Source organism: Polaribacter sejongensis, from assembly GCF_038024065.1.
GTDB lineage: Bacteria > Bacteroidota > Bacteroidia > Flavobacteriales > Flavobacteriaceae > Polaribacter > Polaribacter sejongensis.
In genome coordinates this window covers 2,660,214-2,683,107 of the sequence record NZ_CP150667.1, presented here as the reverse complement: position 1 = coordinate 2,683,107, position 22,894 = coordinate 2,660,214, and the positions used below count along the sequence as shown (strand labels likewise).

19 protein-coding genes are annotated in these 22,894 nt (G+C 31.2%); 10 read left to right on the top strand and 9 right to left on the bottom strand.

From position 1 onward, the window contains the following. The first annotated feature begins 176 nt into the window (after positions 1–176). A complete protein-coding gene (locus WHD08_RS11220) occupies positions 177–3,053 on the top strand; it encodes a TonB-dependent receptor (RefSeq protein WP_208890773.1) in 2,877 nt (958 codons plus the stop codon). 96 nt (positions 3,054–3,149) lie between these two features. Here the strand turns inward: WHD08_RS11220 and WHD08_RS11215 are convergent, their stop codons facing one another. After that, positions 3,150–3,908 (bottom strand): UDP-2,3-diacylglucosamine diphosphatase, encoded by a 759-nt coding sequence (locus WHD08_RS11215; protein ID WP_165731497.1) that lies wholly within the window; start codon positions 3,906–3,908, stop codon positions 3,150–3,152. Positions 3,909–4,889: 981 nt separating this feature from the next. Further along, positions 4,890–6,809, bottom strand: a complete 1,920-nt coding sequence (locus WHD08_RS11210; protein WP_208890774.1) for a M1 family aminopeptidase — start codon at positions 6,807–6,809, stop codon at positions 4,890–4,892. Positions 6,810–6,913: 104 nt separating this feature from the next. Between WHD08_RS11210 and thiL the strand changes: the two genes are divergently transcribed. Further along, positions 6,914–7,966, top strand: a complete 1,053-nt coding sequence (gene thiL / locus WHD08_RS11205) for a thiamine-phosphate kinase (protein ID WP_208890775.1) — start codon at positions 6,914–6,916, stop codon at positions 7,964–7,966. A gap of 212 nt (positions 7,967–8,178) precedes the next feature. On the opposite strand, the gene WHD08_RS11200 is transcribed toward thiL, so the two are convergent. The 4 genes from WHD08_RS11200 to WHD08_RS11185 form a co-directional block, all read right to left on the bottom strand. Beyond that, complete coding sequence (locus WHD08_RS11200; protein ID WP_340832476.1) at positions 8,179–8,592, bottom strand: hypothetical protein; 414 nt, start codon at positions 8,590–8,592, stop codon at positions 8,179–8,181. A gap of 184 nt (positions 8,593–8,776) precedes the next feature. Then, complete coding sequence (locus WHD08_RS11195) at positions 8,777–9,700, bottom strand: septum formation inhibitor Maf (RefSeq protein WP_208890777.1); 924 nt, start codon at positions 9,698–9,700, stop codon at positions 8,777–8,779. 74 nt (positions 9,701–9,774) lie between these two features. Next, positions 9,775–10,233 carry a large conductance mechanosensitive channel protein MscL gene (gene mscL / locus WHD08_RS11190; protein ID WP_208890778.1) on the bottom strand — a complete coding sequence of 153 codons (459 nt, stop codon included), beginning with the start codon at positions 10,231–10,233 and terminating at the stop codon, positions 9,775–9,777. Between the two features lie 11 nt (positions 10,234–10,244). Next, positions 10,245–11,219 carry an acyl transferase gene (locus WHD08_RS11185; protein WP_208890779.1) on the bottom strand — a complete coding sequence of 325 codons (975 nt, stop codon included), beginning with the start codon at positions 11,217–11,219 and terminating at the stop codon, positions 10,245–10,247. Between the two features lie 74 nt (positions 11,220–11,293). Between WHD08_RS11185 and WHD08_RS11180 the strand changes: the two genes are divergently transcribed. The 5 genes from WHD08_RS11180 to WHD08_RS11160 all read left to right on the top strand — a co-directional run bounded on the left by WHD08_RS11180 (position 11,294) and on the right by WHD08_RS11160 (position 14,741). Next, complete coding sequence (locus WHD08_RS11180) at positions 11,294–11,986, top strand: hypothetical protein (protein ID WP_208890780.1); 693 nt, start codon at positions 11,294–11,296, stop codon at positions 11,984–11,986. 17 nt (positions 11,987–12,003) lie between these two features. Beyond that, positions 12,004–12,408 carry a hypothetical protein gene (locus tag WHD08_RS11175; RefSeq protein ID WP_165731505.1) on the top strand — a complete coding sequence of 135 codons (405 nt, stop codon included), beginning with the start codon at positions 12,004–12,006 and terminating at the stop codon, positions 12,406–12,408. Positions 12,409–12,412: 4 nt separating this feature from the next. After that, entirely contained in the window at positions 12,413–12,958 is a 546-nt protein-coding gene (locus WHD08_RS11170; protein WP_208891195.1) for an RNA polymerase sigma factor, read from the top strand. Positions 12,959–12,961: 3 nt separating this feature from the next. Next, positions 12,962–14,314: an outer membrane beta-barrel protein gene (locus WHD08_RS11165; protein WP_208890781.1), complete on the top strand. Its 1,353-nt coding sequence runs from the start codon at positions 12,962–12,964 to the stop codon at positions 14,312–14,314. A gap of 82 nt (positions 14,315–14,396) precedes the next feature. After that, complete coding sequence (locus tag WHD08_RS11160; protein WP_165731507.1) at positions 14,397–14,741, top strand: hypothetical protein; 345 nt, start codon at positions 14,397–14,399, stop codon at positions 14,739–14,741. Here WHD08_RS11160 and WHD08_RS11155 read toward each other — a convergent pair. Beyond that, the gene (locus WHD08_RS11155; RefSeq protein ID WP_205860231.1) at positions 14,729–15,781 is read right to left on the bottom strand and encodes an isoaspartyl peptidase/L-asparaginase; all 1,053 of its coding nucleotides are present in this window, start codon (positions 15,779–15,781) and stop codon (positions 14,729–14,731) included. The two genes, WHD08_RS11160 and WHD08_RS11155, sit on opposite strands and share 13 nt — an antisense overlap. 113 nt (positions 15,782–15,894) lie before the next feature. Here WHD08_RS11155 and WHD08_RS11150 point away from each other — a divergent pair, with 113 nt between their 5' ends. From WHD08_RS11150 to WHD08_RS11140, 3 genes are all read left to right on the top strand, one after another. Then, positions 15,895–17,436: an aldehyde dehydrogenase family protein gene (locus WHD08_RS11150; protein WP_208890782.1), complete on the top strand. Its 1,542-nt coding sequence runs from the start codon at positions 15,895–15,897 to the stop codon at positions 17,434–17,436. Positions 17,437–17,705: 269 nt separating this feature from the next. Then, on the top strand, positions 17,706–19,079 hold the full coding sequence (locus WHD08_RS11145) for a DUF1800 domain-containing protein (RefSeq protein ID WP_208890783.1): 1,374 nt from the start codon (positions 17,706–17,708) through the stop codon (positions 19,077–19,079). Between the two features lie 12 nt (positions 19,080–19,091). Then, positions 19,092–20,282: a DUF1501 domain-containing protein gene (locus tag WHD08_RS11140; RefSeq protein WP_208890784.1), complete on the top strand. Its 1,191-nt coding sequence runs from the start codon at positions 19,092–19,094 to the stop codon at positions 20,280–20,282. A gap of 607 nt (positions 20,283–20,889) precedes the next feature. Here WHD08_RS11140 and WHD08_RS11135 read toward each other — a convergent pair. Both WHD08_RS11135 and WHD08_RS11130 read right to left on the bottom strand, forming a co-directional pair. Next, on the bottom strand, positions 20,890–22,029 hold the full coding sequence (locus tag WHD08_RS11135) for an ATP-binding protein (RefSeq protein WP_208890785.1): 1,140 nt from the start codon (positions 22,027–22,029) through the stop codon (positions 20,890–20,892). Between the two features lies 1 nt (position 22,030). Continuing rightward, positions 22,031–22,894: an aldo/keto reductase gene (locus WHD08_RS11130; protein ID WP_208890786.1), complete on the bottom strand. Its 864-nt coding sequence runs from the start codon at positions 22,892–22,894 to the stop codon at positions 22,031–22,033.

The window sequence follows — 22,894 nt, the reverse complement described above, 5'->3', positions numbered from 1 at the left end:
TTTTTTACAGGAACAAAGCTACAATAATAACAAAATTATTGTTGTTAAAAGAAGGTTAAAGATGTCTATTTTTTTAATTTATAAAAAGAGTTATAGCATAAAGAAATTGTTAAAATATTGTATTTTTAGTTTAAAAAGGCGATATTTAGAGATAATAACTTTAAAAATACTTTAATATGAAAGAAAATTACTTATTAAAAAACGTAGTAATCACTTTGTTATTTATGTTGCCTTTGGCTATGGTAGCACAAACAATAAAGGGTAAAGTTACAGATTCATCTGGTGGTGGTTTGCCATATGTAAATGTTATTGAAAAAGGAACAACCAACGGATCGGTTACAGATATTAATGGAGAGTTTTCTGTTGCTGTAGAAAGTTTACCTATAAAATTGGTAGTTTCCTCTATGGGATATGCTTCTAAAGAGGTAAATGTTACAAATACCAATTATTTAACAATTTTGGTAAATGAAGATAATTCTTTAGAGGAAGTTGTTGTAATAGGTTCTAGGAATCCTAATAGAACTGCTATAGATTCTCCGGTTCCAATAGATATTGTAGATATGAAAGAATTGGCTGCATCTTCACCACAAGTAAATTTAAATCAGATTTTAAATTTTGTAGCTCCATCATTTACATCTAATACACAAACAATTTCTGATGGTACAGATCATATAGATCCAGCGTCTTTAAGAGGTTTAGGACCAGATCAGGTTTTGGTATTAATAAATGGTAAAAGAAGACATACCTCATCTTTAATAAATATTAATGGAACTTTTGGTAGAGGTTCTGTTGGTACAGATTTAAATGCAATTCCTGCAGCATCTATAAAACGAATTGAAGTTTTACGTGATGGAGCAGCAGCACAATATGGTTCTGATGCTATTGCGGGTGTTATTAACATCGTTTTAAATGAAAGCGTAAATGAATTGGCTTTAGTAGTTACTACTGGTGCTAATTTTAGTAAAAATGCCAACGGACAAACGGGAGGTGTAGACGGACAAACTACCAATATTAGTGCAAACTATGGATTGCCAATTGGTGATAAAGGTGGTTTTATTAACTTTACTGGAGATTTTGATGTGAGAGAAGCTTACAACAGAATGAAAGATTGGGAAGGAACGATATTCAATTTATATAATACCGTTGAAAGATTTGCAAATGATGATGGTTATGATTTAACCAAATTATTAGATAATGATGTTAGTGATGTTATTCAATATGCAAATCAGGCTGGTATTAATTTAAATGGAGCTACAACAAAATCTCAATTACAGGGTGTTTTATCAGGAGATAATACAACTGCAGAATTAGCAGCAAGAGGTTTAGAAAGTAAAGACTTTAACATGAGAGTTGGACAGTCTAAAGTAAGAGGAGGTAGGTTTTTTGCCAACTTTAAATTACCTTTAGATGACAATGGTACCGAACTGTATTCTTTTGCTGGTTTAGGTTCTAGAGATGGTAATTCTGCTGGTTTTTATAGATTACCAAACCAAAGTAGAACGTACACACCTGCCTATATTAATGGTTTTTTACCAGAAATTAATTCTACTATTTCAGATAAATCTTTAGCAGTGGGAATTAAAGGTAAGATTGGAGAATGGAATGTAGATTTTTCAAATACGTATGGTAGAAATGCTTTCGATTATATGATTGGAAATACATTTAATGCATCGCAAGGAAATGCTTCTCCAACAGTTTTTGATGCTGGTGGTTTTGCTTTTTCTCAAAATACCGTAAACTTAGATTTAAATAAATTTTATAAAAATACTTTTCAAGGTTTAGGTGTCGCTTTTGGTGCAGAATATCGTTTAGAGAATTATGAAATTACTGCAGGTGAAGAAGCTTCTTATACTCAATATACAGCAACAGGTGAGGCTATTAAGATATCTACACAGGTGCCTTTATTAGACTTTTTTGATGCTGCAAGACCAGGTGGTTCGCAAGTATTTCCAGGTTTCAGTCCAAGTAATGAGCTGTCTAGAGGTAGAAGTAGTATTGCTGGTTATTTAGATTTAGATGCAGATTTATCTGAAGCTATTTCGTTAAACTTCGCAACTCGTTTTGAAGATTATTCAGATTTTGGTTCTACTGTAAATTTTAAATTAGCAACTTTAATTAAAGCTTCAGAGAACTTTAGAATTAGAGCTTCTTTTAATACTGGATTTAGAGCACCTTCTTTACACCAATTAAACTTTAATTCTACCTCAACTATTTTTGATCAGAATGGAGATCCACAAGAAGTGGGGACTTTTGCCAATGATAGTAGAGCGGCTCAATTGTTAGGTATTCCTCAGTTAGAAGAAGAGTCTTCTACCAGTTTTAGTGCAGGGTTTACAGCAAAATTACCAGATGCTAATATTACTTTAACTTTAGATGGTTATGTTGTTAATATTGATGACAGAGTAGTTTATACAGGTCAGTTTGAAGGCCCTGGTACTGGGACAGAATTAGATAATTTATTAACGCAAGCAAATGCTTCTGCAGCATCTTTTTTTGCAAATGCAATAGACACACAATCTAAAGGAATCGATTTTGTAATTACGCATAAAGCTGATATTGGTGCTAATTCTAGATTAAAAACAGATTTATCTGCAACTTTATCTAAAACAGAGCAAGTAGGAGATATTAATGCATCTACGGTTTTAGAAAATGCAGGCTTAGTAAGTACTTATTTTCCTGAAGATAGTAGAGTGTATTTAGAAGAAGCAGTGCCAAGAACGAAGTTGAATTTAACAAATAGTTTTACAACGGGTAAATTTAATATCTTTTTAAGAAATGTATATTTTGGTGAAGTAACAGAGGCTACAACAGTAGTTGCTAACCAACAGGTATTCAGTTCTAAGGTAGTTACAGATTTATCTTTAGGGTATAAAGCTACAGATGCTTTAACGTTAACAATTGGTGCAAATAACTTGTTTGACATTTATCCAGATATGGCAGAAGCTTCTTTTGGTAATAGAAGTGATGGTCGTTTCGATTGGTCTAGAAGAGCACAGCAATTTGGTATTGGCGGTAGATTCTTATTTGCAAGAGTAAGTTTTAACTTGAAATAAATGAATTATTTTATATTTAAAAAGCGGCAATTTGCCGCTTTTTTTATGTCTATTATTTTATAAAAGTATTTAAACTAAATCAGTGAAGGTTTATTTTTATGCTTTTAATAACTTAAATTCTTTATCAAACTTACCATAGGTGAAATACTGAATCCAATCTCCAAGATTTATATATGTACTGTTTTCCTGTAGCTCTATTTCTAAAGGAAGGTGTCTGTGTCCGAATACAAAGTAATCGTAATGTTGTTGGGTTAGTTTTTCTTTACAATACAATACCAACCACTCGTTTTCATCACCTAAGTATTTTGCATCATCATCACCAGAAATTAATTTATTTTTTACAGACATATAATGCCCTAAACGTACGCCAATGTCTGGATGCAACCATCTAAACATCCATTTGAATAATGGAAATGTAAACACTTTTTTCATGCGTTTGTACCCATGATCACCAGGACCTAAACCGTCTCCATGACCAATTAAAAACTTTTTATTGTTGATTAAAAACTCTTGTGGTTCATGATAAACAGGAATATTCAGTTCTTTTTGGAAATAATCGTTCATCCATAAATCATGATTTCCTATAAAAAAGTAAATCGGAATTCCTGAATCTTTTATTTCTGCTAATTTTCCTAAAACTCTTACAAACCCTTTAGGAACTACGGTTTTGTATTCGAACCAAAAATCGAATAAATCGCCTAATAAAAAAATGGCTTCTGCGTCTTTTTTTACTTCATCTAACCAAGCGACAAACTTTTTTTCGCGAGGAAAACTAGCTTCAGGAGTTGGTGCTCCAAAATGTTGGTCGGAAGCAAAATAGACTTTTTTATTTTCTGATGTTGTTATGGAAATCAAAAGATGAATTTTTTATATCGGTAAAAATAGAAAAACTAATTTATAAACGGGTGAAAGGCTTTAAAAAGGTTGGATGCAATTTTTGCTACTCAATTTTGTGGTATCACTGTTATGGGACTTCTCAATACTTCGAAGTGACAAGCTTTGTGTTTTTTTGCGTTTAGTTTAGTTTAGTTTAGTTTCCATCCAGTTTTGTTATTTCGACCTTTTTGGGAGAAATCACATAAGGCTTGGTTACGCTGTGTTATCACTGTTATGAGACTTCTCAATACTTCGAAGTGACAAGCTTTGTGTTTTTTTGCGTTTAGTTTAGTTTAGTTTCCATCCAGTTTTGTCCTTTCGACCTTTTTGAGAGAAATCACATAAGGTTTGGTTTCGCTGTGGTATCACTGTTATGAGACTTATCAATATTTCGAAGTGACAAGCTTTGTGTTTTTTTGCGTTTAGTTTGGCTGCGCTTAGTTTTGTTATTTTGATCTTTTTGGGAGAAATCACATAATGCTTGGTTTCGCTATGGTATCACTGTTGTGAGACTTCTCAATACTTCGAAGTGGCAAGCTTTGTGTTTTTTTGCGTTTAGTTTTGGCTGCACTCAGTTTTGTTTCCATTCAGTTTTGACATTTCGACCTTTTTGGGAGAAATCACATAAGGCTTGGTTGTGCAGTGTTATAACTGTTATTAGACTTCTCAATACTTCGAAGTAACAAGCTTTGTATTTTTTTGTGTTTAGTTTGGCTGCGCTCAGTTTTGTTTCCATCCAGTTTTGTTATTTTGACCTTTTTGGAGAAATCACATAATGCTTGGTTGCGCTTTGATATCACTGTTTTGAGACTTCTCAATACTTCGAAGTGACAAGCTTAGTTTAGTTTCTATCCAGTTTTGTCATTTCCGCGTAACAAATCTTTTGAATAATACATGCTGTCAGTTCGAGTGAAATTTCTTTTTCAGAAATTTTGTATCGAGAACACTTCAATCAAAACACTATTCTTTAATAATCTTCTGATACAAGTTTCCTGCATCCGTAAATATTTTAATAAAATAAATACCCTGATTCAATTGACTAAGATTAACCTCCTTATTACTAGTTGTAAAAATTTCTTTACCAAGCGTGTTGTAAATAATCACATTTTTGAATGTAATATTCTTTGAGGTTTCAATCGTTAAAATATCATTTACTGGATTCGGAAACAAAGAAATGTTTTCTGCTATAAATGGATTGTTTTCTATACCTAAAGTAACATTATTGTTTTTAGAAATTAAATGAGTATCTGGATCAAAATCTATTGAATTTACTGTGAAAGTAACGTTTTCTACAAAAGTTTGTCCGTTTGTGGTGTTGTTTAAAATGATGTCTAAAACTTCTCCGTTTGTTCCGTTTAAACGGATGGGAACATTGGCTTCAAAAAAAGAAACAGAAGGATCACTCTGGGTTTGATTCAATGTTATATTTATGGTATTTGTTTCTGGTTGATGCCAGTTTACATTGTAAGTTGGATATCCTTGATTGTAAATCCAATCGTTAAAAAACTCTTCTAAATCTAAACCACTTGCAGTTTCTAAATGTGCTATTAAATCTGGAGTTTTTGCATAATTGTAAGCCAAATCAGGATCTGAAATGTAGTTTTTTAAAGCTTCAAAAAAATGCGTGTCGCCTAGTTTTTTACGCAACATGTGTAAAACCATGGCGCCTTTATTATAAGATAATCTACTATTAAATATTCTGCTGACGCTTGTGGTATCTATATCCGTAAGGTAAACCGCTCCATTTGTAGATGAGGTTACAGAATTAATGGTTGAACTTCTCCAGTTTTTAAAAGAAAGATCTCCATCTAAATGTTCAATGGTTAAACCAGATAAATAAGTTGCAAAACCTTCATTTAGCCAAATATCTTTCCAGCTTCCGCAGGTAACTTTATTTCCAAACCATTGGTGCGCCAATTCATGCGCAATTAATCCACGGCTAAAATTTCCCATAAAGGAAACAGTTGTGTGCTCCATTCCACCGCCCCAACCAAACTGTGCGTGACCATACTTTTCATTTTTATAAGGATAATCGCCAAACAAATCGATAAAATGCTCCATAATATCAACGGTAACTAAAGTGCTGTTTTGGGCTGAAGTTAAACTTTCGGGATACACATAGTTTACAATCGGAAAATTATTATCATTGTGAGAAACATCATGCGAATAAGTTTCATAATTGGTTACAGCAATGGCAATTAAATAAGCCGGAATAGGGTATTGATGTTTAAAATGTGTGGTTTTAAAGCCTAAATTAGTCGATGTGCTCTGCTCTAATCCGTTGGAAACGGAAACATATTGTTCTGGTGCAGTAATATACACATCAATCATATCAATTTTATCATTCAAATCTTGTTTACAAGGCCACCAACCCAAAGCGCCATAAGGTTCAGAAAGCGTCCAAAGAACCGGAGTATTTGCGGTTCCGTGAGTATTTACTTCAAAAGAACCAAAACCATTACTTGTTGGGTTTCCATTGTAATCTATTACAACTGATGTAGAGTTTCCTTGGTTTAAAGTAGCTTGAAGTGTAATAACCAATTCGTCATTTGAGTTTTGAGAAAAAGATAAAGTATTTCCGTTTTGAGTAACCGAAGTCACCGTCATATTATCATCTAAATCAAACGTAACAGTAGATAAATTGTTTAAAGCAGTAAAAGTGGTGGTTACTTTACCAGAAATAGCTGCCACGGAAGGATCTACAGAAAATTCTAATTTATGATAGGTGATATCGTAGTTTGAGGTATTAGAATTTGCTTTAAAATGAATTTTTGTAGCAGCAGATTTAGATTCTGCTTCTGCAATTTCTATGAGTTCTTGAGCAGTTACACTTGAAATATGGAGTAGAATAAAAAAGCAGACTACAAGAAAACGAACCATGAGGAATAGGATTAGAATTTAAAAGTACTGTTTAAATTCTAAAATAAAAAATATAGGTGTTAAAGTAATTCTGTCATTTTTTAGAATGTACCTATCTTTGCAAGATGTTAGAAGATAAAAATACACAAAAGACGTCGTTGGCCGAACTAGGTGAGTTTGGTTTAATCAACCATATTACACAATATTTTAAAGTGCAAAATCCATCTACAATAAAAGCTGTTGGAGATGATGCTGCGGTTTTAGATGCTTCGGATAAACAAACTTTGGTTACCACAGATTTGTTGATTGAAGGTGTGCATTTCGATTTAAGTTATATGCCGTTAAAACATTTAGGATATAAAGCTGTAATGGTAAATTTATCTGATGTGTATGCAATGAATGGAGTTGCAGAACAGATTACGGTTTCTATTGCGGTTTCGAATAGATTTCCTTTAGAAGCAATTGAAGAATTGTATTCCGGAATTCAATTAGCATGTGAAAGCTATAATGTAGATTTAGTTGGTGGAGATACTACTTCGTCTACCAAAGGAATCTTAATTTCTGTTACCGCAATTGGTAAAGCAGAAAAAGAGGATGTTGTGTACAGAGATGGCGCTAAAGAAACCGATTTAATTGTGGTTTCTGGAGATTTAGGTGCCGCTTATTTAGGATTACAAGTTTTAGAAAGAGAAAAGCAAGTTTTTAAGGTGGATCCAAATAATCAGCCAGATTTAGATAATTACACATACTTAATTCAGCGTCAATTAAAGCCAGAAGCACGTAAAGACATTCCGGGTTTATTAAAGGAAATGGAAGTAAAACCAACTTCTATGATTGATATTTCTGATGGGCTTTCGTCAGAACTTTTTCATATTTGTACGCAAAGTAAAGTAGGGTGTAAGATTTATGAAGATAAATTACCTTTAGACCCGCAAGTAATTTCTGCTTGTGAAGAATTTGAGCTAGATTCTACCATGGTTGCTTTAAGTGGAGGTGAAGATTACGAATTGTTATTTACCGTGCCAATTGCAGATTTTGATAAGATAAAAGGAAATCCACATTTTTCTATTATTGGGCATGTTACTGCAGAAAACCAAGGTTTAAATTTAGTAACAAGAGCTAGCCAAGAAATTGCATTGAAAGCACAAGGTTGGAATGCTTTGAAAGAAGAGCAATAAAAAGGCAAATTAATTTATATAAAAAGGCGAAAAATTTAAAATTTTTCGCCTTTTTTGTTTTTTAAGAAACGTTCGTTTAACGGTTTTTGGTATGTTTTGTAGCGTATTTTAAGCAACTAATTTAGTAAATATTTACCGACCAAGAAAATCTGAGAGGATTTTCGTAAGTGTGCAAAAACCAAGCTATAGAATATACCAGTTGTTGTACACGGTTATTTTATTCGTATCATTTTATCATTTTCCATAATCCAAAATTGGGTTAACTCATCAAATGTTCCGTCATCCATTCCATCAAGAATAATCAATGAACTTTCTATTGTTAATTCTGCTCCATATTGATGTTTTAAAGACTGAACAAATTCTCCGTTATATGCGTTAAAAATGTGTAATTCCCATTCTTTATCAGCTTTGTGAATCGGTGTGATTATATAATTGCAGTTATAATAATTTTCAGTTTTCTTGAATTGTCTTATAACTTCTGCTTTATATTTAGTATCAATATTCGAATTTTCAAAATTTGGATTCGTTGAACGAAAACTCATATCACAAAATCCAGATGTTTCAAAATCATTGAAAGTAGGTGTTTCTGTTTTCCAATCTTTCTTTGGTTTTTCTGAACAACTCAATGATAATAATGTAATCAATAAAAGTAATGTTTTTTTCATTTTTCGCAATCGTATCGTGTACAACTCAATTGATATCAAACGTCTTAACATTTTATATCAGAAGTTAAACGAAGTTAGCTGTTTTTTATGAGAAAGTCAAGTAACTTTTTTGCTAATAAATAATAGCAGAAACCTTAAAAAAAAACTATTCGTATTTTAATTTTAAAGCTTTTCTTTTATCTTGATCCGATAACTTTTTTTGTTCCCAATAAGGCTCATTACTAGTTGCTTTAAGTTTTGCAGTTGTGGTTAAACCAGTTCCATCAACTTCTGTGAAACCTAAAATTTTATAGGGAAACTCTTTTTCTACATCAATGGTAAGAGTTCTATTAATATTTAGATACTTTATTTTATAGGTAAACGTTTTTTCTGATGTTGTTTTACTAATTTCCGCTTTCTCTACATCCATTTTTTTGTAGTTAAAACGACTGTAAATAGTAGAAGGAATCAAATTGATTTCTCCTTCAGGTAATTGTCCTTTTGAAATACGAATTTTAGTGAATAATGCTTCTTCTAAATAAGTGGCATTAATTGTTTTTTCCTCGTCTCCATCAACTTCAAAATAAGAAAACTGTTTAAAATTATATTTGTCATCAGCAAGGTTTAGTTGTGTAAAAGTATGTCCGCACCATTCTTGAATACTTGTAGCAGCTTTTAAAGTAAGAGGGTGATTTTTAGTATCAATAGGGGTAAAGGTAGAGGTGACAATAGAGTAATTGTAAATCCCCGTATTAAATTTACGAACCTGGTTTAATTTTAGAACAGAAATATTATCGGTTCCTGCTTTTTGCGGGTTGTCTAACTTAACTTGTTTGCTAACAGAAAAAGGTTCTGTAACAAAAACTAAAACAACTTCTCCGTCTCGTATTTCGCCATATCTAGCTTGTTTTAACGTGTAACTGCTTAATTCTGCTTTACCAGAATACCAATATTTGTTAAATTGATCACTTTTAGAAATAGAGGTGTTTTCTTCTTTTACGGTTGTTTGAGGTGCTGTTTTGGTTTGACCGGATTGGCATCCTATAAAAGAAAAAAGGACTAGGTATAAAAGGGCTGTTTTAGTATTCATTACGTTTTGTGTTTAATTAGCTGTTAACAAATCAGTCGTAATTTAAAAACAAAATTTACAAAACGTATGTTTCACTATTTTTTTTCTGCTAAAAGTTTCTGCAAGTATTCGTTTTGTTTTTCTAAAAGTTCGTTGGTTTTGTGCATTAACTCAATATTTTTTGGAGTCACCACGGCTTTGTTCTTTGGGTCGTCTGCTTTCTTTTTCATAGAATTCATCACTTTAACAACCATAAAAACGGTAAAAGCAATAATTAAAAAATCGATACCTGCTTCAAATAATTTACCATAACCAATAGCAATTTCATCTACCGTAATTTTTTCTTTTATAAGTACAGCTTCTCTTAGAATAATTTTCTTGTTTTCCCATTTTCTACCATTGGTCATAAAAGACAATGGAGGCATAAAAACTTCCTTTACCAAAGTACTTATTACTTTGTTAAAAGCCGTACCAATAATAAGACCAATGGCAATATCTATCATGTTCCCTTTTACGGCAAACTCTTTAAAATCTTCAATTAATTTAAATTTCATCTTTAATTTCTTTATAAGACCATTAAATTACAACCTCTAATATCAGAATTATCGAAACGACCAATAATTTCGAAAGTTCCGTTTTCATGTACTTTGCCTAAATCTTGCGTAGCAATAAAAGCACAAGAGTTATAATTGGCTAAATCAATTACATTAATTCCGCCTGTTTTTCCAACTTGTTGAATTGTTAAAGCATCTTCGGTGTCTCTGGTCAAAATTTTCATCCAAGGTGGTGTGTCAAAAACACCGTTTCCGTTAGAATACCCTTGACTTAATAATTCTGTCATTCCGTATTCTGAGTGTATTTCAGAAACTCCAAATCCGCTTTGTAAAAGCTGATGTAATTCAGCTCTAATCAATTCTTTTCTTCGTCCTTTCATACCACCAGTTTCCATAATAATGGTGTTTTTTAGGTTGAATTGTTGCATTTCTATCAAATCTAACAAAGCAAAAGAAACACCAATTAAGAGCGTTTTTTGTCCTTTTTTGTCTAATTCAACTAGTTTTTTTGCTAATTCTTGAATATTATCTAGATAAAAACCACTTTCTGGGTTGTTAGATTTCTGAATTAAATCATCCACCATAAACACCAAAGAAGAACCATTTCTTTCTAAATAATTTGGCAATAAAGCCAAAACTACATAGTCTTCTATGTTTCCATAAAAATTAGCAAATCCTTTTAGGTAACTTTTTTTGTAGAGGTTAATATCTGTTACAAAATGCTTACTAGTAAGACTTCCTGTGGTACCAGAACTTGTAAAAGTTTCTTCAATTTCTTCTAAGGACGAAAGTACTTTTCTGCTTTTAAAAAACTGAATAGGTAAAAACGGAATTTCTTCAACTTTAGTAACGTCTGAAGGATGAATGTATAATAAATCGCAAAAAGAACGATATACTTTATTGTTTTTAAATTGATGTTTAAAAACAGCTAAAGCAGCTTGCTTAAATTCTTCTTGATTTCGGATGTTAAAAATAGTGTTTTGCATATACTTTGCAAAAATAACAATATTAGACGCAACCTTTTTAAAATTTCTGCATCTTGTAATAAAACACCTAAATAATGCACTTAAAAAAACTTTTCCTTTTACTACTTGTAAGTTTATTTTTTTCTTGTGAAAATAATGAGATACCTGTAGATACTGATAATTTACTAATAGGTTATTGGCAAGAACCAGTTTATAATAATGATACTATAACGTTTAAAAGAGGAAGCTCTTTACCAAATGAGGCATACGGAGTTTCATTTGATCAAGCGGGAGGTTTTATAGAACGAACTTCTGGTTGGTGTGGCACACCGCCTTTAACTTTCTTCAATATTGAAGGTGTTTTTGAACAAGATACTACGCTTATTAACATTGCTACAGAAAGCTACCCAACAAATTATACCTGGAGAATTATAAGGTTAACAGAAGATGAGTTGGTTGTAAAAAAGGAGCTTTCAGAACAAGAGATTGAATATAGAAGTTTAATGGATTTATTTAATGAAATTCAAGAATTGTCTAGCAGTGTTTCTTGCTCAGACGCTACAAATTGGTTGTTTACCACTTACGGCGCAAAAGCTTGTGGAGGTTCGCAAGGATATATAGCTTATTCATCTGAAATAGATACAAATGATTTTTTAAATAAAATAGAAATATACACAGAAGCAGAAAAAACATTTAACGTTAAATGGGGCATAATTTCAGATTGTTCTATAGGAAGTGTTCCTGTTTCTGTTGAATGTGAAAATGGAATTCCAACTCTTAAATATTAATTTAATACACAAAAACCATGAAAAAAATTAGTTTACTTTTATTAGGATTATTTGTCTTTGCTTCTTGTTTAAACAACGATGATGTACCAAATTATAAATTTGAGTTTATGCCAATAGATGAAGCAATTACTCCAGAAAGTTTTACATATGGAGAATCAGATACTATTACTATAAAATATTCTTTTCCAAACGATTGTTATTCTTTTGAACAAATTTATTATGAAACTAAAGATTCTACAAGAACAGTTGCAGTAACTGCAATGGTTTTATTAGATGAAGAATGTACAGAAGAAACTGTGCAAGAAGAAAAGAAGTTTGTTGTTACAGCGTCTCAAACAGAAGACTATATTTTTAAGTTCTTTAAAGGAACTGATAGTGAGGGCGAAAATATTTTTGAGGAAGTAATAGTTCCTGTAAATTAGTACCATCAAACTAGAAGAACTCATACAAGAATGCTGTAAGCAGAAAATTACAGCGCAATCAACAGTTTATCAGCTTTATGCCGATAAGCTGTTTGCAGTTTGTTTAAAATATTCGAGTAATTATCAAGATGCAGAGGATAATTTACAAGATAGTTTTATGACTATTTTCGAAAAAATAAAACAATATAACCACAAAGGTTCTTTTGAAGGTTGGTTAAAACGTGTAACTGTAAATACTGTTTTGCAAAAATATAGAGTAAAGTCTCCTTTGCAAAATGTAAGTGATTTTTCTGATGAATTAGAAACAGAAGAAGAGTTTAATATAGAAGACACTTCTTTTAATGTGGATGTGTTGTTGGGCTGTATTCAGCAATTACCAGATCAATACAGATTGGTTTTTAACTTATATGTTTTAGACGATTATGCTCATAAAGATATTGCAGAAATGTTAGGGATTTCTGTAGGAACATCAAAATCGAACCTGTCTAGAGCAAGAAAAATTTTGAAAGATCAATTAGAAATGCATCAAAAAACAACAGTAAATGATTAACTAATGAAGAATAAGAATTTAGATAAATTGTTTCAAGATCAGCTTAAAAATTTGGAGGTAACTCCAGATAAAAAAGTTTGGGGCAATATAGAATCTAAACTTAAAAAGAAGAAAAGAAGGGTAGTACCTCTTTGGTGGTTTGCAGGTGGGGCAGCAGCGATGTTACTTTTAGGAATGTTACTATTTCCGGTCTCTACAGATGAAACTGATTTTATAAAAATCGATTCTAAAACGATTGTAACAGAGCGTACCGAAAATAAAGTAGAAAAAAATGATCTACCAAAAATAGATTCACTTATTCAAAATACAAAAATTGAAGAAAAGATACTAGTTGCAGATAAAAAAACGAAAGAAAGTATAAAAAGTGTAAAAAAGGATGTAGAAGAACCTCGTTTTCAAAAGAAGTTAGTTCGTGATAAAAACGTTGTGGAAAAGACTTTATTAGCTAATAATACTGCTAGGAATACAACTAAGGAGACGTTAGATTCTGTGAACGATAAAAAGATAGATATCAATAAAAATAAGGAGGTTTTTTCTGAAGAAAAAGAGAGAATTGTAGAGAATGTAGCTATAGAAAAAGAATTGCCTAAAAATAAGGTCGATTTAAATAAATTTATAAAAGATAGGGATAGTGTTTTTTCTATTAAAAATTTAAAACATAAATGGTCTATTGCACCTGTTTTTGCAGTTTTAAATTCGAATTCATTTTCAAATTCATCTCCTGTAAATAAAAGTTTAGCTAATTCCACAAAAGGAAAGAACTCTTTTTCTTATGGTTTTCAGATAGGCTACCAAATCAATAAAAAATGGAGCATTCAATCTGGTGTCCATTTGCAAGAAATGGGTTTTGTGAACAATCAGGTAACAGCTGTTTCTTCAATTTCAAAAAGTACATCACCTGTTGCATTTAATAGTGGTGTTTCTTTATCTTTTAATACAGCTCCGATACAAACTTCAGATTTTGATAACAGTGCAATGATAAGTAGAACGAGTTTAAATGGAGATTTGAATCAAATATTTGGTTATATTGAAGTCCCAATAGAGGTGAAATATAATTTTTTAACTGTTAAAAATTTCAATACACAGGTAGTTGCAGGGTTTAGTTCTTTGTTTTTAAATAAAAATGAAGTTAATTTTAGTTCTCAATTTTTTACTAATTCGGGTAGTGCTAACAATTTAAATAATATTAACTTTAGTGGGAATTTAGGTTTTGATTTTAATTATTTCTTAAATAATAAATGGTCTTTAAACTTAAACCCCATGTTTAAAGCACAGTTAGATACGTTTAGTGAGAATTCCAATGGTTTTTCTCCTTTCAATTTTGGCATATATTCAGGTATTAAATATACATTTTAACGATGTTTATGGTAGTTCTATCGAATTGTAAAAAGAATTACTAATACATTATATTAAATTTGATTTTTTAAAAGAAAGCAAGATGACATTTTTAGCAAACACATATAGAACATTAAGTGGTACCAAAGAAATTATAGTATCATTAGAAGAAAAATCTACACAATGGGTTGTTTATAAGGATGAAAAACCTGCTTATTTTGTAGATTTTTATGATTTAGAGAAAGAATCTAATGCTATGATGAATAGCTTAGTATTGTGTACAAAAAGGACAATTTACGAAGTTCTAGAACTCATAAATAAAAAGAACAATATCAATTTGTCTGTTCCTATAAAATCTAGATTAGGTTTTAAGAAGATTGTAAAATCTAGAAAAATAGAATTAGACTTAGGTCCAATTCCAGAAGAATGGTTGGCTTATTCTTTGTAAATTTTTACAATTAGTTCATTTTTATCGTTCATAGAAGCTCTGTACATTCCTGCTGTGTTAAATTCAAAAGACATATTTCCATTTTTATCTAGTGCAATTACACCTCCAGTTCCTCCAAGTTTAGTCAGTTTGTTTTGTATAACGTCTGTAGTTGCTTCTTTTAAAGCTTTATTTTGATATTCCATTTGTGCAGAAATATCATACGCAACCTGACCTCTTATAAAATATTCTCCCCAACCTGTAGATGAAACTCCGCATGTTTTATTATTTGCATACGTTCCAGAACCAATAATCGGAGCATCACCAATTCTTCCCCAACGTTTGTTTGTCATTCCTCCAGTAGAAGTTCCTGCAGCTATATTCCCACTTTTATCCAAGGCTACACAACCTACAGTTCCAAACTTTGCATTTTTGATATCAGCATCATAAAAAGCAGCTTTTTTATCATCATGATCTAACTCCGTTTTATTTTTATTTTTTATTCTTTGTAAAGATTGAAAACGCTTTTCTGTATAAAAGTAACTTGGATCGACAATTTCTAACCCTTTTTCTTTTGCAAAAATAGAGGCTCCTTTTCCAGAAAGCATCACATGGTCTGAGTCTGTCATCACTTTTATAGCCAACTCAATAGGGCTTTTTACATTGGTAACTCCAGCAACTGCACCTGCATTTAAAGATTTTCCATCCATAAAAGAAGCATCTAATTCATTCGTTTCTTCATGTGTAAAAACAGCTCCTTTACCTGCATTAAACAATGGTGACTCTTCCATTACTTGTATTGTTTTCATTACTGCTTCTTGGCTTGTTCCTCCATTTTTTAAAATAGCATGTCCAACCTTTACAGCTTCTTCTAACTTGGCTTTGTAAGCTGCTTCTTTTTCTTCGGATAAATTCTTTTTTAATATCGTTCCTGCTCCACCATGAATAATAATAGCAAACTCGTGTTTTTTTGTAGTAGCTGTTTTTTCTTCTGATGATGTTGTTTCTTTTTTACATCCAAAAGAAATTAATAATAACAGGGTAATAAAAAAGGATTTCATCATAATTTATGTTTAAAATATAACAATTATTATTGTTTTTGTTTAATTTACTTTTATTTAAAATTATTCGTAAATTGTCATTCGAATGTAAACAACAAAAACGGAATAGCAAAATGACAGACTTTGGAATTAAAGAAGCTTTACAAAAACTAGGTTTAAAAGCTATAAATAACGGAACTTCTACAGGATCTAATAATTTTTCTAATGGTGAGTTAATAGAAAGTTACTCTCCTGTTGATGGAAAATTAATAGGAAAAGTAAAAACGACTACAAAAGAAGATTACGAAAAAGTAATGGAAACTGCTGCCGAAGCTTTTTTATCTTTTAGAAATATGCCTGCTCCACAAAGAGGAGAAATTGTACGTCAGTTTGGTAATAAATTAAGAGATTTAAAAGAACCTTTAGGAAAGTTAGTTTCTTATGAAATGGGAAAATCTTTACAAGAAGGGTATGGAGAAGTACAAGAAATGATTGATATCTGCGATTTTGCTGTTGGTTTATCTCGTCAATTAAACGGACAAACCATTCCGTCTGAAAGACCAGGTCATGTAATGAGAGAACAATGGCACCCAATAGGTGTTGTTGGTATAATCTCTGCATTTAATTTTCCGGTTGCAGTTTGGGCTTGGAACACCGCTTTAGCTTGGATTTGTGGTGATGTTTGTGTTTGGAAAGGATCTGAAAAAGCACCTTTATGTACAGTAGCTTGCCAAAATATTATTGCAGAAATTTTAAAAGAAAATAATTTACCAGAAGGAATTTCTTGTATAGTTAATGGCGATTATAAGGTAGGAGAGATGATGACTACAGATTCTTGTATTCCATTAATTTCTGCTACTGGTTCTACCAGAATGGGACGAATTGTAGGAGCAACGGTTGCCCAACGTTTCGGTAAATCTCTATTAGAATTAGGCGGAAATAATGCCATTATTATTACGCCTACGGCGGATTTAAAAGTAGTGGTTCCTGGTGCTGTTTTTGGTGCTGTTGGTACTTGCGGACAACGTTGTACATCTACAAGAAGGTTAATTATTCACGAAACTGTGTATGATAAAGTAAGAGATGCCATTGTTGGTGCTTACAAACAAATTAAAATAGGAAATCCGTTAGACGAAACCAAACATGTTGGTCCGTTAATCGATAAAGATGCTGTAAACACCTATTTAGCTGCAATTGAAAAAGCAAAAGCAGAAGGAGGAAATGTTTTAGTAGAAGGTGGTGTTTTAGAAGGCGAAGGATATGAATCTGGTTGTTATGTAAAACCAGCAATTATAGAAGCAGAAAATCATTTTGAAATTGTACAACATGAAACTTTTGCACCTATTTTATATTTGATGAAATATGCTGGAGAGGTAGAAAATGCTATCGAAAAACAAAATGGAGTTGCCCAAGGTTTATCATCTGCAATTATGACGAATGAATTAAAAGAAGCAGAGAAATTCTTGTCTTATGCAGGTTCAGATTGTGGAATTGCAAACGTAAATATAGGAACTTCTGGTGCAGAAATTGGAGGCGCTTTTGGTGGTGAAAAAGAAACTGGTGGAGGTAGAGAGTCTGGTTCTGATGCTTGGAAAGTCTATATGCGAAGACAAACAAATACCATTAATTATTCTGATGAATTGCCTTTAGCACAAGGTATAAAGTTTGATTTATAATTGTTATTCCGAACTTGTTTTTAGAGCCTTAAATATATTTGAAACCAACTCATTTGAGTTGGTTTTTCTCTTTTACAGAAGCATTTTAAAACTTGACTTTCTCAAAAAAAACAGCTAACTTCGTTTAACTTCTGATAAAATGAATTAAAACTCACCTTATCATTATAGTTAAACGAACCATATTCCTAATCTCCCACCATTCATACTTTTCTTTTAAGCTATCAAACGATAAGATTTAAACTATCTTTAAATTCTACAGTCTAAGGTTTATGAAATCAGCACATATACAACATTTATATAACAGAGTTGGTTTTGGTATTATACCAAAAGAATTGGCTCGTTTATCTAAGAAAAGTAAAAAAAACGTTGTGAACGAATTATTTACTTCTTCAAAGAAAACAACAATTTTATCGGTAGATACTTCTTTTTTAAAAGGTATTTCTTTTAAAGATGCCAAGGATAAAAACAAACGTAGAGAACTTCAAAAAATTAGCAGGAAAAAAGTACAAGAACTTTCTACCGCTTGGTTTGAACGCTTAAATAATCCTTCAGAAATTTTACGTGAAAAGATGACCTTGTTTTGGGCGAATCATTTTGTGTGTGAAAATAAAAACATATTATTTGTACAGAGTTACAATAATATGTTGCGTGAAAATGCTTTGGGAGATTTTAGAAATTTCACAAAATCGGTTTCTAAAGAAGCCGCTATGCTTTCTTATTTAAACAATAAACAGAACAAGAAAAAAAGTCCGAATGAGAATTTTGCACGCGAATTAATGGAGCTTTTTACCTTAGGACAAGATCATTATACAGAACAAGACATAAAAGAGTCTGCAAGATCATTTACAGGATATAATCATAATTTTAAAGGACAATTCAACTTTAAACAAGGACAACATGATGATGAAGAAAAGATATTCTTTGGTAAATTGGGCCATTTTAAGGGTGATGATATTGTAGATATCATTCTAGAAAAAAAACAATGTGCACGTTTTATATCAGAAAAAATTTACAGCTATTTTGTTAATGAAAGCATTAATAATAACCATGTAGATGAGATGGTAGAGGTGTTCTATAAAGATTATGATATAGAAAATTTAATGCGTTTTGTTTTGCTTTCTAATTGGTTTTATGCTGATGAAAATATTGGAACGAAAATAAAATCGCCTATTGAATTTTTAGTTGGTATAAACACAATTGTACCTTATAAAATAGAAAAACCGAGACAAGTTTTATTACTACAACGCTTATTAGGACAAATATTATTGAGTCCGCCAAATGTTGCTGGTTGGAAAACAGGTAGAAACTGGATTGACAGCAATACCATTGTTACCCGTTTGCGTTTGCCCTCTGTGTTGTTAAACAATGCAGAAATTGCGTATTCAGAAATAGGTGATGAAGAAACCATGATTACCGATTTTAAGAAAAGAAAATTACGAAGAAAAGCTTTCATAAAAGTTTCTGCAGATTGGAGTTCTTTTGAAGAAAATTATAAAAAGGAATCTAATAAGGAACTGGTACATCAAATAATTACATCGAAAATAAATAGTGGAACCGAAGAAATGTTAGAAAGAAATCAGCAACTTTCTAAAAGAGATTTTGTTGTGCAATTAATGAGTTTACCTGAATATCAACTTTGCTAAATTATTAACCACATGAAACGTAGAGATTTTTTAAAACAGACAACTTTTGCTTCAGGTATGTTTTTTGTGCCTCAATTTTTAAAAGCATTTGAACAGCTTCCTGTGAAAACATTTAGCCATAAAAAAGTAGTAATTATTCAGTTAAAAGGAGGTAATGATGGCTTAAATACGGTGGTTCCTTTTAACAACGATATTTATTATCAACAAAGAAATAACATCGCTATAAAACAAAACGATGTATTTAAAATTTCTGATGAGGTTGGACTTCATAAAAGTCTAAAACCATTAGAAGATTTGTATAACAAAGGTTTTGTAAGTATTATAAATAATGTGGGCTATCCGAATCCTAATTTATCACATTTTAGATCTACCGATATTTGGCAAACAGCTAGTGATAGCAATGAATATTTACAAAATGGTTGGGTAGGTCGTTATTTAGATTACACCAAAGGGAATCCATATGCTGCCATTGAAGTTGATGAAAGTTTGTCTTTAATGATGAAAGGAAAAACTCAAAATGGATTGGCAATTACAGATCCAAAAATGTTTTACAATTCTATGCGAGCTCCGTTTTTTAACAACGTGGTAACCAATTATAATGAAGCCCATTTAAGTGAACATAATTTAGGGTATTTGTACAATACCATGATTGATGCAAAATCATCTGCAAAACACATTTACGAAAAAAGCAACACCAAAAGTACGTCTGTAGAATACCCAAAAAATATATTTGGAAAACAGCTTAATACTATTTCTCAATTTATAAATTCTGGTTTAGAAACACAAGTATATTATGCCGGTTTAAGTGGTTTTGATACACACGCAAACCAAGCTGGTACACAAGAAAGATTACTAAAAGTATATGCAGAAAGTATGGAAGTTTTTATCAACGATCTACAAAAAAACAACACTTTTGAGGATGTGTTAATTCTTACGTTTTCAGAATTTGGAAGACGTGTAAAACAAAACGAATCTAAAGGAACAGATCACGGAACAGCCAACAATGTTTTTGTGATGGGAAAAAACTTAAAGAAACAAGGTTTGTATAATAATTTACCAAATTTAGGCGATTTAGATAAAAACGGAAACCTTAAATATGAAATAGATTTTAGAGAGATTTACGCAACAATTTTAGACAAATGGCTGCAAGTAGATGATGTTGCTATTTTAAATAAATCATTTTCTAAATTGAATTTTGTTTAATATTTCTCAAATCCAGAATACGTTTTAATTAAACGATGCATGTAAATTTGGAAAGTCGAAATCTTAAAGTTATCTTTGATAGATAATCAATATTTTATTTTAATACTGCAATGAAATCAATAAAAAGAAAATATCTACAAGGCTTTTATGAGACTCTCGTCCATGGCTTTGTTTGTGCTTCTTTTTCTTTTGCAATGTATAGAAAACGTAAAATTATCTTTGTGTCTTAATTAGGCATTTCGAGTGTGCCTACACAACTCTATTTCATTATTTCTTATAGAAGATATTCAAAATAACAAATTGAATGGCTTTACTCGCATATGTAATAATGTTTCCATTTAGAGTTTACGATACTGTTTTTTTTATATATAAATTTAAAATAATAATATCATGGCTGTATTGAGAAAAAAGCTCACAAAAGCAGAATTAAACGAGAAAAAACAAGAGAAAATTTTAAAGAAATTAGAAGATAAAAAAATGAAGAAACGGAAGTCCAGAAAGTAGCCTATAAATTTTAATATCCCTTTGCAAGAAGAGGTTGTCTTAAAAGTATTAAACGTTGTTTTACTGACAAAAAAAACACTTTTTTAGACGACCTCTTTTTTATTTAATGATACTGCACTTTTCTAATTACACGCATAGCTTCCTTATACTTTATATACGTTGTTTTATCTTTTAAATCTTTTAGGTAGGTTTTTACCTTCTTTAACTGTTTAGAGACGTCTATATAACCGTGTAAATAACAGATTAAATAATTGGTAGGTAAACGTAACACATCCGCATCTTCAATTACAGAAAGAGGGATGTTGTTTTCAATTTTTTTTACAATAGCATTGCAATCATTGTAAATGTGATGTATAATGTTTACATCAAATTTTGGAGGAACAAACAAGAATTCTTTTACAATGTCATGCTGCCCGTTTTCTTTAAAATGGATAATTGTTTTCTCTAAAGGATACAATTCTTCCTGCTTTTCTAATCCTAAATAGATGTATTCAGTAATAATAAAAGAGTGCTGATTATAACTAATTTGTACATCATCTAAAGCCGAAAAAAACAACTTTACTTGCTCGTTAATTAATTCGATATCTACTCTAGAAAAATAAACTTCATCGTTTATAAGCTTTTTTTCTCCTGCCCAACACAGCACAAATTGCTCATTAAAAACTTTATATTGTGGGTTGTAGACTGATTTATGATTGTTGATGAAATCGAAAACACCATCTAAGGTTAGTTCTATATTGTTACGTGCATTTTTCTCTATTGCCTCAACAATATCTTTGTTGGTATTTCGCAATTCAAAATTTCCGGAAGAAGGTATAGAGTTACTTCCTCTTCTATAAAAAGTAGTTCCTTTTCTATATTTCCAAGTATTTTTTAAAAGTGATGTAATTTTATTATTCGGATGAATGGTAACCAAACCAATAACTTTGTGACGCTGTAAGCTAGGAAAAGGAACATTTTCATATTCAATTTTTGGAGGATTTTTTAAATAAGCATTTACCAAATTCTGAATCTTGCTATCATCATAAAAATCGACACCAATAATTTTGTTTTCTTCATCTTCTACACCAATAACGATGTAAGAATTATTTTGTGGATTGGAATTAGAAAGTGCACAAATATGTTTTAAAAACTTTGCTTTTCCATCTTTTGCACTTAATGATAATTTTTGCTTTTTATCATAAAAACTATTCTCATCGTTGTGAGAAAGTAGGTTTTTGATTAAAAGTCTTTTGTTTATCATTTTATGGCATTTCTTCTCCTTGGCTAGCCTCTAAAAGTAGAAACCAATCTTGTCGCTCTAAATTAATTTCTAAAGCTTTATTTGCGTTTAAAATTCGTTCTTTATTTGTGGTTCCAATCACAGGAGATATTTTTGAAGGATGTTTTAAAATCCATGCCAATAATAACACATCTTCAGAAACCATGTATTTTGCTACTAATGTTTTTAAAACTGCTTTTACTCTTTCTGTTTGTGCTGTTTTTTCTCTAAAAACACTTCCTAAAGGACTCCAACACATTGGTTGCATACTTTTTTGTAGCATTTGATCTAAAATGCCATTTTGCATTGCATTATGATATGTTAATGAAAATTCTATCTGATTTACAGAAACAGGAATTTTATCAGCAATTAAATCAACTTGAGAAGGCGTAAAGTTTGAAACTCCAAAATTGATTATTTTTCCACTTTCTTGCAATGCTGTAATGGCTTCTGCAATTTCGTCAGGTTGCATAAGCGGACTTGGTCTGTGCAGTAAAAAAGTATCAAGATAATCTGTTTTTAAGTTTTTTAAAGTAGATTCTACACTCCAAATAATATATTCTTTCGAATAATTATAATGTTTTAATGTATTATCTCTTGCTTCTCCAACAAGTTGGATACCACATTTAGATATTAACTGAATTTCTTCACGCGGAATGCCAGTTTCTACAAACGCTTTTCCAAATTCAGCCTCTGTAGAATAATCCCCATAAATATCTGCATGATCGAATGTTGCATTACCGTTTTCTACGCAGAATTGAATCATCTCAATTTGTTTTTTAGTAGAAAATTGTTTTCCCCATTTCCCCCAAGACATACACCCAATTATAATTTCTGATTTTGGCAT